We start from the raw sequence: 13,410 nt of genomic DNA, 5'->3' as shown, positions 1-13,410 counted from the left end.
CTCATTCTCTTTGCTTGGAAACATGAGGGCATTATGAATAAAAAAATACTAGTGCTGTTACTTTTGGTCGTGGCGATCGCTGCGGGCATCTTCTTTTATATGAAAAAAGGGGAAGAACAGGTAGCAGAAAAGAAAGTTGAAGAGCCAGCAAAAGAAATGGTTTTTCATCGCGGAAACGGCTCCGAGCCAGGAAGTCTTGATCCGCAAATCTCAGAAGGTGTTCCTTCTTCTCATATTCTTCGTGATATTTTTGAAGGTCTTACTGCAGAGCATACCGACGGTTCACTCATTCCGGGGCAAGCTGAAAGCTGGACCATTAGTCCTGACGGTACCAAATTTACTTTTAAACTGCGTGCTGATGCGGTTTGGAGTAACGGTGACCCGGTAACAGCACATGATTTTGTTTATGCGTGGCAACGCGCCGTTGCTCCTGCTACTGGCTCTGAGTACTCATTCTTGCTCTATCCACTACAAAATGCGCAGGCTATTGCGGGTGGCGAAGAAAAGGATCTTTCCCAGTTGGGTGCAAAAGCACTTGATGACAGAACTCTCGAAGTTCAACTTGAAGGTCCTGCGCCTTATTTCTTGGGCATGATAACACACTCTGTTGCCTATCCAGTTCATAAAGCAACAGTAGAAGCGCACGGCGAAAAATGGACACGTCCAGAAAATATCGTATCAAACGGTGCGTTCAAACTTTCAGAGTGGACCCCTCAATCACGTATCGTTTCAGTTAAGTCAGATACCTATTGGAATAAAGACACAGTGAAGCTGGATAAAGTTGTTTATTATCCAACTGAAAGTCAGACCACTGCTCTTAAGCGTTATCGCGCAGGTGAGCTTGATTGGACGTACGAAGTTCCAAATGATCAAATCAAATGGATCAAGGAAAACATGGCCGACGAATTCCACGTCACTAATTACCTTGGAACTTATTACTACGGCTTTAACATGACAAAGCCTCCGTTCAACGATCCAAAGTTACGTAAGGCTTTCTCTATGGCGATTGATCGTGACATTCTGACAACAAATATTGTTACAGCGGGTGAAGTTCCTGCCTATGCGTTTGTTGTTCCTGGTGTTACTGGATATGACCCCGTATATTCTGATTTTAAAGCAAAAGAACAAGCTGCTCGTAATGCAGAAGCTATGAAGCTTTATGAAGAAGCTGGTTATTCCAAAGATAACCCTCTTGAAATTGAACTTCGCTATAATACGAGTGATAACCACAAAAAGATTGCCATTGCTGTTGCCAGCATGTGGAAGAAAACTCTTGGTGCAAAAGTTAACCTCGTAAACGAAGAGTGGAAAGTTTATCTTGAAACTCGGAAGCTGAAGCAGGTTACACAGGCATTCCGTGCTGGTTGGATTGGCGATTATAATGATCCAAATACTTTCTTGGAACTATGGTTATCTGATTCAGGTTTAAATGATACTGGTTTTAACGATCCAGAATTTGACAGCCTTCTTAAACAAGCAGGTGTTGAACAAGATGCAACCAAGCGTAAAGAATTGCTTATGAAAGCTGAGGGGATTTTCCTCGAAGCAAACGCGGTTGCACCGATCTACCACTACGTTACAAAACGTATGGTTAAGCCTTATGTTAAAGGCTGGAAAAGCAACGTAATGGATCATATCCGTTCTCAGTATATCACTGTTGAGAAATAGGGAACTCCCGGTTTCCGAATAATGTATCGGCGCGTCGTCAAAGAGGCGGCGCGCCGAACTTTTAATTAGGATATGTTATATGTTGTCGTTTATTTTAAAGCGTCTGGCCGGGGCTATTCCGACGTTGCTGATTATTGTAACTCTGGCTTTCTTTTTGATCCGTGCAGCTCCTGGCGGGCCTTTTGATAAAGAGCGCTCTGTTCCACCTGAAGTCGCTGCAAATTTAAATGCTGTATATCACTTGGACTCTCCCTTATGGGAACAATATCTGTATTATCTGGGGAATGCAGTCCAAGGTGATTTTGGTCCCTCATTCCAATATAGAGATTATTCTGTAACAGAGCTGATCGGTGCAGGCTTTCCTGTATCTCTTACGCTAGGTTTAACGGCGATTTTTCTGGCGATCACTATTGGTATGTCGCTGGGCGCTATTGCTGCGTTAAAACAAAATTCTTTTATCGACTATGCTGTTATGGCAACAGCAATGACAGGGATTACAATTCCGAATTTCGTCATGGCGCCACTGCTTACACTGGTTTTTGGTGTTTATTTACACGTTCTCCCGGTGGGAGGTTGGGGTGATGGTCCTGCACAGGCCCTGCTTCCCGTAATTGCCTTGGCATTACCACAAATTGCTTATATTGCTCGGCTGACTCGCGGGTCCATGATCGAAGTTTTGCGATCCAATTTTGTCCGTACAGCGCGCGCAAAAGGTCTTCCTGAACGAACGATGCTCACCCGTCATGCCATGAAGGCAGCCATGCTTCCTGTCGTATCTTATTTAGGTCCCGCATCTGCCGCCGTGATTACCGGATCTGTTGTTATTGAACAGATTTTTGGTATTCCAGGTATTGGGCGGTACTTTGTCCAAGGGGCATTGAACCGCGACTACACCCTTGTTATGGGCGTGGTAATTTTCTATGGAACTCTGATCATCTCCTTCAACCTGATCGTTGATATCGTTTACGGTTTCTTGGATCCGAAAGTGAGGATGAGCTAATGGCTATTGATATGAATGCAAAAGCCGCGATGGCTGTTGAAGAAGAAATTCAAGGAAGAAGCCTTTGGCAAGATGCTTTTCGACGCTTGTTGACGAATAAGGCTTCTGTGGTCAGTTGTGTCTTGTTGCTAGTGGTTGTTGTTATCGCCTTGATTGGACCTATGATTCACCCTCATCCTTTCGATGAAGTTTATTGGGATTATATCCAAGCAGCACCTGATGCCGAAGCTGGTTTTTATTTTGGAACCGATACCAACGGACGAGATCTGTTTGTAAGAACGCTGTACGGCATTCGGGTTTCAATGCTTGTCGGTTTGGTTGCCACAGGGGTTTCCTTGATTATTGGTGTTACTTACGGCGCAATTTCCGGATACGTTGGCGGTAAAACTGATCATATCATGATGCGGTTTGTGGATATCATGTATTCCATGCCTTTTATGTTCTTTGTGATCCTTTTAATGGTGATCTTTGGGCGCAATATATTTTTGATTTTTGCGGCTCTTGGGGCTGTTGAATGGCTGACGATGGCCCGTATTGTTCGTGGTCAGGCGTTATCCATTAAAAACAGAGAGTATGTTGAAGCTGCCCGTGCGGCTGGGGTAAATGGTTTTAACATCATTAGACGTCACATCATACCTAATGCTCTTGGTCCCGTGATTGTCTATGTAACCTTAACGATTCCACAGGTGATCTTGATTGAAAGTTTCCTCTCGTTCTTGGGGCTTGGCGTGCAAGAACCGATGACCAGTCTTGGCGTGTTGATTTCGGAAGGGGCACAGCAAATGGAATCTGCGCCTTGGACGCTTTTATTCCCAGCAACGGCACTGGCTATTATCTTGTTTTGTTTCAACTTTATTGGCGACGGTCTGCGCGATGCGCTTGATCCTCGCGATCGCTAAGGGAGGTCTTGAAAATGAGTGATATTATCCTTGAGGTGAAAGATCTTTCTGTAAGTTTTTCTACGCCAGAAGGCCCGGTTAATGCCGTCAACAATCTCAGCTTTATCATCAAAGCTGGTGAAGCTTTGGGCGTTGTTGGAGAATCTGGGTCAGGTAAGAGCCAGACTTTTCTTGCAATAATGGGACTATTGGCAACAAACGGTACCGCGACTGGTAGTGCCAAATTGTTAGGGAAAGAGCTTATAGGGTTGAGTACTGATGAGCTTAATAAGATTCGTGGTCAATCCATGTCCATGATTTTCCAGGACCCAATGACATCTTTGAATCCCTACATGAAGGTTTCGAAGCAATTAACAGAAGTCCTTGTTCTCCATAGGGGGATGACTGAATCTGAAGCGAGAGCTGAAGCTCTTCACATGTTGGACAAAGTTGGTATTCCAGAAGCAAAAAGTCGCTTTGATATGTATCCTCATGAATTTTCAGGGGGGATGCGCCAACGTGTGATGATCGCAATGGCTCTGCTTTGTGAACCAGCTTTGTTGATTGCGGATGAACCTACAACGGCGCTGGATGTTACCATTCAGGCACAAATCCTTGATCTTATGCGTGATCTTAAACGCGAGTTTAACACAGCCATTGTGATGATTACACACGATCTCGGCGTTGTTGCGGGGCTTTGCGATACACTGAATGTCATGTACGCAGGGCGTATTGTTGAACGCGCCCCCGTAGAAGATATTTATTCTGGCCCGCGTCATCCTTATACGCAGGGTCTTCTCGCCTCAACGCCACGCCTGGATGAAAAATCCCATAACAACGAGTTGGTTACAATTGCGGGACAACCACCAAATCTTCAACGCTTGCCGGAAGGGTGTTCTTTTGCGCCGCGCTGTGCGCATGTGAAAGATCGGTGTTTGTGCGAAAAACCACCTTTGTATTCTACGCCGAGTGGTAGCCAGAATGCGTGTCATTTGGAAGGGGGATTGTCATGAGTACCTCAGAAAAGATCCTTCTTGATGTGAAAGATTTGAAAGTTCATTTTACTATTCCAAGTGGAGGGCTCTTTCGTAAATCGGGAATTCTGAAAGCCGTTGACGGTGTTTCTTTTCAGGTTCGTGCTGGCGAAACCTTGGGTATTGTTGGCGAATCAGGGTGTGGTAAATCGACGTTAGGTCGTGCAGTACTACGCCTTTTGCAGCCTACCGGAGGTCAAGTTGCTTGGTTGGGACAAGAAATGGGGGAGATGCAGCCTGGTGAGCTTAGAAATGTGCGCTCAGATCTTCAGGTCATCTTCCAGGATCCCCTGGCTTCACTGGACCCTCGTATGACGATTGGACAGATCATTTCTGAACCTTTGGTCACGCATAATCCTGATTTGTCTAAGAACGAGGTCAAAGACAAAGTTAAAGCTATGATGGCTAAGGTTGGGTTGTTGCCAGATCAAATCAATCGTTATCCTCATGAGTTCTCTGGGGGGCAGTGCCAACGTATTGGTATTGCGCGCGCGATGATTTTGGAACCAAAACTGATTGTCTGCGATGAAGCGGTGAGTGCCCTTGATGTATCCATTCAGGCGCAAATCGTAAATCTCTTAATGGGGCTTCAAAAAGAATTTGGCCTCAGTTTGATTTTCATCTCACACAATCTCAGTGTCGTGCGGCATATCAGTCAGCGAATTATGGTGTTGTACCTTGGCCGTATGATGGAAGTTGCGGATAGAGAGCAAATCTATACCAACCCGCTTCACCCCTATACAAAAGCTCTGATCTCAGCTGTACCTATTCCCGATCCCAATATTGAACGGAATAAGGAACATGTCCCGCTGAAAGGAGATCTGCCCAGTCCTCTCAACCCTCCTTCAGGGTGTGTATTTCGAACACGCTGTCCTTTTGCCAAGGATATCTGTGCTTCTGATGTTCCTGAATTAAAGATCTACGAAGGAAAAAGAGAAGCAGCCTGTCACTTTATTGAAGGCTAATATCTGGTTGTTGAAGATCACTGTTCGTTCTGTAATATGATCCCTTTCTAATCTAACAGTTATGTTTTAAGGGTTAGAAATAGTTAATAAAAGCTATGCTCCGCCGGGATCATAGCTTTTATTTTATCCAAAATTTTAAATTCTATTATCTAAAGTTTTGTTGATATTCTGGTGATAGCTCTGTTGTTAGTGGTGCAGGATGAAAAGTTGTAATCAACTTAGGTAATGGTAACGGCATCACAAAGATCATGGCATCGTGTGGTGCATTGTACGTGAGACAATCTCTAAAGCGTTAAGTCTGGGCTATGCTTGATAAAGGCGTGATCGGGGTATTCGTCTTTGGCAATATTTCCTCTAAAACATTTGCTGCTGAAAGGAGAGGGCCCTCTCCTTGAGGTTTTCCGACGATTTGTAATCCCACTGGGAGGCCCGATTTGGTGAAACCACAAGGGATGGATATTGCGGGTGACGCTGTTAGGGTAATGGTTGAGACGATTGCTAGCCAATCAATATACGTATCCAGTTTTTGTCCGGCACATTCCTCGACGTAACGTTGCTCAACAGGAAAGGGAGGAACGATTGTTGTCGGGCAAAGTAGAAGGTCATATTCAGCAAAGAAGCTTTGCATACGATAATAAATCTCTCCCCGTTTACGTTCTGCCCAAGCGATGTCTTCGGCCGTGAGAGAGCGACCGTATTCTATATTCCAAATAATATCTTGCTTGAGCTTGTCGCGGTGTTGATCAAGTAAGGGGCCGAGACCAATAACAAAATCCAAGCCTCGTAAGCGTTTGAATATTTCTGGTGCTTCGCTTAATTCAGGAGTGGCTTCTTCAACGATCACACCTACTTCTTCAAATTGGAGAGCTGCCTGCGCACAAATTCCTGCTATTTCGGGATCAACAGGTGTGACACCCAGATCAGAGCTGTAGGCAACTTTTATTGGTTTGATTTTTTGTTGTGTAGTGCTGAGAAAGCTTGCCTCTGTGGCAGGCAGAGCCAAGGGATTTGCATTGTGAAAGCCAACCATGGCATCGAGAAATAATGCAGTATCTGCCACATTTCGGGCCATTGGACCTTGCATGGAGAGCGTTTGGAAGGGCGATGTACTTGGGCCATCTGCCAGTCTGTGCATAGAAGGCCGAAGACCCACGACCCCACAAAAACTGGCCGGGTTTCGAAGAGATCCTCCCATGTCGGATCCATGGGCAAGCCATGCACAACCTGTCGCAAGTGCTGCGGCAGCTCCGCCAGAAGACCCCGCAGCTGATTTACTTAAGTCCCAAGGGTTTCGTGTCGTGCCAAAAACGGGGTTAAAGGTGTGTGCCCCAGCGCCAAATTCGGGGGTGTTGGATTTCGCATAAACCACAGCCCCGTTGGCTTCCATCGTTTCTACGAGCGCGTCAGACCAGTCGGGGGTTCTGTTTGCGAATATGGGGCTGCCAGAAGTTGTCCGAACTCCTTTGGTCGCGGTGAGATCTTTGATTGGTACTGGTATGCCGGCTAAGATGCCGCGATCTTCCAGGGATTTTTTCTCAAGATCTTTGGCAAAGGCGCGTGCGCGATCAAAACACAGGGTTGGTAGGGCGTTGACTTGGCCATCGACGGCCTGAATACGAGCCTCTAATACATTCAACAATTCAGAAGGACTTACTTTATTTTTATTAAGTAAGTCTTTTATTTCACAAGCGCTTGCTTGAATAAGTTCGTCAGAAGAGGAATGTGTCATCGTATATCGCTTTATGGAAATAAGATCGTCGAGGAATGTAGGATGTTATCAGAGTTTATTAGGCTGTACATCTAATGCTGAATTTTGGTGAGTTTCTGATGATTTTGAAATTTAGCGATTTGCTCTCGAGCGGTATGAGAAAGGTGTTTTGCAAGTTGTTTAAGTTCTTCTTTCCTAACCGAACTTTTTCGCCAGGCGAGACCGAGTTTACGATGGGTTTCCTGACCTTCCAAAGGAGAAAGGCTGATGTTCGTTCCTTCGAGGAGGGATGTTTGACAAGCAAGTGATGGCAGTAAGGTAATGCCAAGGCCATTGGCGACCATATGAACAAGAGTTAATAGGCTTGAAGCCTGGAGTGTCTGGTCTGTTTTGAGGTTATAGGTTTGACAAGCGGCTAGGGCATGGTCTCTGAGACAGTGACCTTCTTCCAAGAGTATCAATTCTTTTTGCTGGCTTTGTGTTTCCAGAAATTGATGAATATCGGCCGAAGTCATATTGGTAACGGGATGATTTGTTGGGTGTGCGAGAAGAAAGGGATCTTCGGCAAGCTCTATCCATTCCAAGCCAACCTCATCGTAAGGAAAGGCCATCAGGGCTGCATCTAATGAACCTTCTCGCAGGCGCTTTACCAATCTGGCGGTTTCGTCTTCAATCAAAAAAAGCCGTAAATCTGGATATTCTTCACGTAGTAGAGGAAGAGTTTGGGGGAGGAGGTAGGGCGCGATTGTTGGGATAGCGCCGAGTTTAAGATCCCCAGACAGAAGTCTGTTCCCGTGTCGGGCAAGGGATGCGATTTCTTCGGCTTCCCTTAGCAGACCTGTTGCTCGTTTCGTTATCTCAGTTCCAAGTTCCGTAAAGAATACCCGTCGTTTGGTGCGTTCGACCAACTTGCAATCAAGCAAGTTTTCAAGTTCTTGTAACCCGGCACTTAGGGTTGATTGTGTTACGCTACAGGCTTCGGCGGCACGTCCGAAATGACCGTGCCGTTCCAACTCCACTAGGTACTTTAGTTGTTTCAATGTCGGCAAATACATAATAATCGATTTTTTCTATTACTGTAATGAGAATAACTCGTTGGATCGATTAATAGCAAGTGCGTATTCTTCTCTTATCAGGCCGGCGTAGCCTATGAGCACATCACCTCTGCCGGAATTAATGACTATAATTTAACTGGCTCACAACTCTGAGTATGCTGGTTAAGGAGAGAAGGTCTCGATAATGAAAAATAAATTAACAACTGCCTTTGGTGCCCCTGTCGTTGACAATCAAAATATTCAAACCGCTGGTCCTCGTGGTCCCGCCTTACTGCAGGATGTTTGGTTTTTGGAAAAAATGGCTCACTTCGATCGTGAAGTCATTCCGGAGCGTAGAATGCATGCCAAGGGGTCTGCTGCTTTTGGGGCATTTACTGTTACTCATGATATTACCAAATACACAAAAGCAAAAATTTTCTCTGAAATAGGTAAAAAAACAGAGATGTTCTTGCGCTTTTCTACGGTGGCAGGAGAACGTGGAGCAGCAGATGCCGAGCGTGATATCCGTGGTTTTGCCATGAAGTTTTATACTGAGGAAGGTAACTGGGATTTGGTTGGCAATAATACGCCCGTCTTCTTCTTGCGCGATCCGATGAAATTTCCAGATTTAAATCACGCTGTAAAGCGCGATCCAAAAACCAATATGCGTAGTGCTGATAACAATTGGGATTTCTGGACTTCTCTGCCTGAAGCATTACACCAGATTACAATTGTGATGAGTGACCGAGGGATTCCGGCTTCTTATCGACATATGCATGGCTTTGGTAGTCATACCTTTAGCTTTATTAACGCGGATAACGAGCGCTTTTGGGTTAAATTTCATTTCAAAACTCAGCAGGGTATCAAGAATTTATCTGATCAAGAGGCGGGCGAGCTGGTTGGTAATGATCGCGAAAGCCATCAGCGGGATCTTTTTGACGCAATCGAGAAAGGTGACTTCCCTAAATGGACTTTATCTGTTCAGATTATGCCTGAGAAAGAAGCTGGTTCTTGCAGTTATAATCCTTTTGATTTGACCAAAGTTTGGCCAAAAGGAGATTACCCTCTTATTGAAGTTGGTGAGTTCGAACTCAATCGTAACCCTGAAAATTATTTTGCGGAGGTGGAACAATCCGCCTTTAATCCTGGGAATGTCGTTCCTGGCATTAGTTTCTCACCGGACAAGATGCTTCAAGGACGGTTGTTCTCTTATGGAGATACTCAGCGTTACAGGCTTGGCGTAAATCATAACCAAATTCCAGTGAATGCACCTAAGTGTCCATTCCATTCTTATCATAGGGATGGTGCAATGCGCGTGGACAGCAATGGCGGATCCAGTGTTGGATATGAGCCAAACACTGTTGGGGAGTGGAATGAACAACCTGATTTTGCAGAACCACCATTATCTATTGAAGGGGCTGCTGATCATTGGAACCACAGGGTTGATGAGGATTATTATTCTCAACCGCGAGCTCTGTTTAATCTGATGTCTGCAGCGCAAAAACAGATCCTGTTTGATAATACAGCAGCAAATGTTGGTGGTGCGCGTCTCGAAATTCAGCATAAGCATATTCGCAATTGCTATAAAGCTGATCCGGCTTATGGGAACGGTGTTGCAAAAGCACTTGGATTAAATGCTGAAGAAATTGTTGCTGCAGAATAATTTTTTATTCTCTGGCGGCTGTGGGAGGAGAGGGGCGCGCCGGTCTCTCTCCTTCTTTTTCAATTAATGGCTATTGATATAGAGCTGTTTGAGAGTTAGCAGACTTTCTTTGAAAGAAGTACGCCAGTTTCCAAAAAATGAAAGAAAGGCAGCAGGGTTACATAATGTTTTAAGTAACTAAGGGTTGGAATTTTTACAATAAAACTATTAGTGATTGTGTATTCATAGGTAAAAATTCTTCTCAATCAAATAATACAAAAATATTATGGTTAACAAGGATCTTTTCATTTGATCTTTGCATTTCTTTTTGCTTTGTCAGGGTGCGAGCGGAATATTCTTATATTAGTAGTTTGGTAAATAAGAGTCCGTAATTTCTATATTAGTACGGACTTTGTATGATTATCGAGCAATCTAATGAGTGTGCTCTTACTTCTGATGTGCGAAGTAATGTGAGTGCCTTATTTTTAGAAAACAGTATCGAAGCGGTTTTGGTCACAGATGCTCTTGGCAGTATTGTATACGCAAATCCGGCGGTTTCGCAAAATTTTGGATTTACAGTATATGATTTGATAGGGCGGACGATCTTTGATTTTATCAAAGTATCCTCAGAGGAGCAAAAATCTCTGCTAATGCTTGGTGCCGCGGATGGGAATGCTGTCCCTTGCGAAGGGGTTGTCGAAACGGTTACGGGTGTTCTCTTAGACGTTCTTTTGCGTTCTTTTAGGTTGAATGATAAAGGGGATATGCATCGAGCTTTTTTTGTGCGTGATATCAGTGCGAGGGTTTCTATTCGTAAAGAGTTAAAGTCTTCACAACAATTAATGGGCAGTATTGTTGAAGGTGTGAGTGATGCTATCCTTGCCACAAATCAAACTGGCGACCTAACCCTCTTCAATAAAGGGGCAGAGAGTGTTTTTGGATATCGTGCTGAGGAAATTATTGGAAAAGATATATCGATACTCGTCCCTAATGATTTAGAGCTTAACCATATAAAACAGCTTATCGGTATCCGAGATAACGATTTCTATACACGTAATATTGAGATGAACGGCGGGATGACGGGTGAGATATCTGGCCAAAGAAAAAACGGAGAGATATTTCCGGCAGAAGCGACCATTATGCAGATTAATGATGGTGAAGAATTATCTTTTGCAGCTGTAATTCGTGACATTTCCGAGAGAATCAAAGTTCAGGACGAATTACAAGAAGCCAAAGAGATGGCTGAAATTGCCAATCAAATGAAGTCCTCTTTTCTTGCGAATATGAGCCATGAACTGAGAACTCCTTTGAATGCCATTATCGGGTTTTCTGAATTTATTACGGGGGAACATCTTGGTAGATTGGAACATAAAAAATATCGTGAATACGTTGGAGATATTTTAAATAGTGGACGGCACCTTCTAACGATAGTGAATGACATACTAGACCTTTCTCGGGTTGAAGCTGGAGAAGTTAAGCTAAATGAGAGTGTCGTCTGCATACGCCAGTCGATTTTATCTGCTTATCGTTTTGTTACTCGTCAGGCAAAGGGCAAAAATATATCTCTAAATGTGAATTTGGACGATGATCTGTCTTACCTCTTTGCAGATGAGCGGATACTGAAACAAATCATTATTAACCTTGTAACGAATGCTGTGAAATTTACGCCTGAGGGTGGTTCGATCAAAGCCACTATTAATACTTTCAGGGAAGATGGTCGCCTTTCTCTTATCATTACGGATACAGGTATCGGAATTGCAGAAGAAGATCTGGAGCGAGTTATAAAGCCCTTTGAGCAATCAGAATCCAGTTATACCAAAACCATCGAAGGTACGGGTTTAGGATTGTCTTTAGCGCAGTCTTTGATGGAATTACATGGTGGAGATCTTAATATTACAAGTGAACTCGGCGTAGGTACTTCTGTTGAATTGACCTTCCCTTCTTATCGTGTCGTGCCGTCGGATAATATGTTTGGACAATCAGGGAAGAAGCTTTCGGCGTAGAGTATTCACCATCATGCTTTCATTAATTTCGTAAAATTATGGACCTTAACGACAGTTTTTAAATTTTGAGACGTTCTAACTTCATAACCAGATTGGAGAGGCGTCCTATGAAACTTAATCGACAAATTTTACCCGCCGCCGCAATAATTTTATCTACCGTTCTTGGCAGTGAGGCAATGGCCCGCTCTCTCAAGGGTAGTTCCGTGCATAACTCAAACCCATCTGCACATTACACCCATGTTCGACCAATCGCTGAGGCTACTCACGCTCATCGTATCAAACAAAAGTCATCAGTTTATATTGGTCATAGACCAATGAAAATAACGCAAAAGCATTTTCACAGGCTTACGACTAGACAACGTAAACGGTACGAAAGCGCTTTTTTGTCTGCGGCGACGATTTCCAATGGTAGATTTATCTATTGGAAGGAAGGTGATGCTTCTGGATCAATAAGTTTTGCTCGAGATATTTCATTACAGTCTAACTGCCGATCTTACATTCAAACCGTGACAATTAACCGGGATCTTGAAAAGGTCAAAGGCGTTGCCTGCCTGCAGAAAGATAATAGATGGAATATTATTTATTAAAGCTGCTGGACAAGCTCATTAAAAATTTGGATTGAGAAATAAAAAAGGCAGAGCATATGCTCTGCCTTTAGATAGTAGCGCTTTACTGGATATTAATTTTGTACCCGATAGTCTTCTTCTGGGAAGAATAGGTAATCTTGATCTTCACCCACCGCGTTGTGACAATCTGCACAGAACTTGACCTTCTTGGAATTCACACCGTTGGTTTCACCGAAGATCTTTCCGTTAGGAGTAATGAGTGTGTATTTCCAGTTGCCATCCTCAGGGCTGAAACCAGCTTCCATTTTCTCCATGAGGAAAAGAGGGCCGGGCTTCACGCCTTTTTTGGTTACTTTGAAACTATCTTTTGCGACAATAGCACCAACAGGTAGTATTCCGATGTCTTCGTATTTGCCATAGGCTTTTGCAAGATCATTGGCGTAGTTGTGGACAAAGCGTCCGCCATGAGTACTGGATTTGTGTGGGCCGACAGTATAACGGTCCCAGTTGAAATATTCAGTAGAGACAGGGTGTTCTGATTTTGCGTAACCAGCCCGAAGTTTTGGCGAAATTTCTTCGTAGTGCTCTACGGCTTTTTCATCAGATATTTCTTCGGCCGTAGCAATTGCCGGAACCATAAATAAAACTGGGGCAACAGCGGCACTGAGAGCGAGAGCTTTTAGTGTAGAGGTTAGTTGTGTTATCATCTGGGTGTTCTCCGGTTTCCTGACCATCACCGATTATTAGCGCGCCCGGTTAAATTGATCCGGGGTATCGGTGTTTAAGGGTTTAGTGTTCTGTTCTTATTTTAGATAACACCGTTACAGGAAAAATGGAGTAAAGCTTCTTCACGATCCAGTGAGATGATCTGTTGCGATCTTTTGGAATTAGCGGAAATATAAAAGGGCCGCA

Annotated in this window: 11 protein-coding genes; 8 read left to right on the top strand and 3 right to left on the bottom strand. The window is 44.0% G+C overall.

The features are described 5' to 3' along the window. Window positions 1–33: 33 nt before the first annotated feature. The 5 genes from ACFSKO_RS20495 (at window position 34) to ACFSKO_RS20475 (ending at window position 5,545) form a co-directional block, all read left to right on the top strand. Entirely contained in the window at window positions 34–1,668 is a 1,635-nt protein-coding gene (locus ACFSKO_RS20495) for a peptide ABC transporter substrate-binding protein (protein WP_380255202.1), read from the top strand. Between the two features lie 79 nt (window positions 1,669–1,747). After that, window positions 1,748–2,668: an oligopeptide ABC transporter permease OppB gene (gene oppB, locus ACFSKO_RS20490; protein ID WP_380255200.1), complete on the top strand. Its 921-nt coding sequence runs from the start codon at window positions 1,748–1,750 to the stop codon at window positions 2,666–2,668. Continuing rightward, the gene (locus ACFSKO_RS20485; protein ID WP_380255198.1) at window positions 2,668–3,567 is read left to right on the top strand and encodes an ABC transporter permease subunit; all 900 of its coding nucleotides are present in this window, start codon (window positions 2,668–2,670) and stop codon (window positions 3,565–3,567) included. The genes oppB and ACFSKO_RS20485 overlap by 1 nt, the downstream gene beginning before the upstream one ends. Window positions 3,568–3,581: 14 nt before the next feature. Then, window positions 3,582–4,559 carry an ABC transporter ATP-binding protein gene (locus ACFSKO_RS20480; RefSeq protein WP_380255196.1) on the top strand — a complete coding sequence of 326 codons (978 nt, stop codon included), beginning with the start codon at window positions 3,582–3,584 and terminating at the stop codon, window positions 4,557–4,559. Then, window positions 4,556–5,545, top strand: coding sequence for an ABC transporter ATP-binding protein (locus ACFSKO_RS20475; protein ID WP_380255194.1), 990 nt, complete (start codon window positions 4,556–4,558; stop codon window positions 5,543–5,545). The genes ACFSKO_RS20480 and ACFSKO_RS20475 overlap by 4 nt, the downstream gene beginning before the upstream one ends. Before the next feature lie 292 nt (window positions 5,546–5,837). Here ACFSKO_RS20475 and ACFSKO_RS20470 read toward each other — a convergent pair whose 3' ends face one another. Both ACFSKO_RS20470 and ACFSKO_RS20465 read right to left on the bottom strand, forming a co-directional pair. Then, window positions 5,838–7,274 carry an amidase gene (locus ACFSKO_RS20470; RefSeq protein WP_380255192.1) on the bottom strand — a complete coding sequence of 479 codons (1,437 nt, stop codon included), beginning with the start codon at window positions 7,272–7,274 and terminating at the stop codon, window positions 5,838–5,840. Between the two features lie 71 nt (window positions 7,275–7,345). Continuing rightward, on the bottom strand, window positions 7,346–8,308 hold the full coding sequence (locus tag ACFSKO_RS20465; RefSeq protein ID WP_380255190.1) for a hydrogen peroxide-inducible genes activator: 963 nt from the start codon (window positions 8,306–8,308) through the stop codon (window positions 7,346–7,348). Between the two features lie 184 nt (window positions 8,309–8,492). On the opposite strand from ACFSKO_RS20465, the gene ACFSKO_RS20460 reads away from it, so the two are divergent. From ACFSKO_RS20460 to ACFSKO_RS20450, 3 genes are all read left to right on the top strand, one after another. Beyond that, complete coding sequence (locus tag ACFSKO_RS20460; RefSeq protein WP_380255188.1) at window positions 8,493–9,950, top strand: catalase; 1,458 nt, start codon at window positions 8,493–8,495, stop codon at window positions 9,948–9,950. Between the two features lie 395 nt (window positions 9,951–10,345). Next, a complete protein-coding gene (locus tag ACFSKO_RS20455; RefSeq protein WP_380255186.1) occupies window positions 10,346–11,932 on the top strand; it encodes a PAS domain-containing sensor histidine kinase in 1,587 nt (528 codons plus the stop codon). Between the two features lie 107 nt (window positions 11,933–12,039). After that, window positions 12,040–12,519, top strand: coding sequence for a hypothetical protein (locus tag ACFSKO_RS20450; protein WP_380255184.1), 480 nt, complete (start codon window positions 12,040–12,042; stop codon window positions 12,517–12,519). Between the two features lie 92 nt (window positions 12,520–12,611). Here the strand turns inward: ACFSKO_RS20450 and ACFSKO_RS20445 are convergent, their stop codons facing one another. Continuing rightward, entirely contained in the window at window positions 12,612–13,205 is a 594-nt protein-coding gene (locus tag ACFSKO_RS20445) for a cytochrome P460 family protein (protein WP_380255182.1), read from the bottom strand. Between the last annotated feature and the right edge of the window lie 205 nt (window positions 13,206–13,410).

Origin of the sequence: Kiloniella antarctica (assembly GCF_042682825.1) — a bacterium.
GTDB lineage: Bacteria > Pseudomonadota > Alphaproteobacteria > Kiloniellales > Kiloniellaceae > Kiloniella > Kiloniella antarctica.
This window is presented reverse-complemented; position numbering and strand designations above follow the sequence as displayed.

Coding starts and splice junctions, on each gene's coding strand:
- ACFSKO_RS20495 (WP_380255202.1), top strand. CDS start 34: ATGAATAAAAAAATACTAGTGCTGTTACTTTTGGTCGTGGCGATCGCT.
- ACFSKO_RS20485 (WP_380255198.1), top strand. CDS start 2,668: ATGGCTATTGATATGAATGCAAAAGCCGCGATGGCTGTTGAAGAAGAA.
- ACFSKO_RS20460 (WP_380255188.1), top strand. CDS start 8,493: ATGAAAAATAAATTAACAACTGCCTTTGGTGCCCCTGTCGTTGACAAT.
- ACFSKO_RS20475 (WP_380255194.1), top strand. CDS start 4,556: ATGAGTACCTCAGAAAAGATCCTTCTTGATGTGAAAGATTTGAAAGTT.
- oppB (WP_380255200.1), top strand. CDS start 1,748: ATGTTGTCGTTTATTTTAAAGCGTCTGGCCGGGGCTATTCCGACGTTG.
- ACFSKO_RS20455 (WP_380255186.1), top strand. CDS start 10,346: ATGATTATCGAGCAATCTAATGAGTGTGCTCTTACTTCTGATGTGCGA.
- ACFSKO_RS20470 (WP_380255192.1), bottom strand. CDS start 7,274: ATGACACATTCCTCTTCTGACGAACTTATTCAAGCAAGCGCTTGTGAA.
- ACFSKO_RS20445 (WP_380255182.1), bottom strand. CDS start 13,205: ATGATAACACAACTAACCTCTACACTAAAAGCTCTCGCTCTCAGTGCC.
- ACFSKO_RS20480 (WP_380255196.1), top strand. CDS start 3,582: ATGAGTGATATTATCCTTGAGGTGAAAGATCTTTCTGTAAGTTTTTCT.
- ACFSKO_RS20450 (WP_380255184.1), top strand. CDS start 12,040: ATGAAACTTAATCGACAAATTTTACCCGCCGCCGCAATAATTTTATCT.
- ACFSKO_RS20465 (WP_380255190.1), bottom strand. CDS start 8,308: ATGTATTTGCCGACATTGAAACAACTAAAGTACCTAGTGGAGTTGGAA.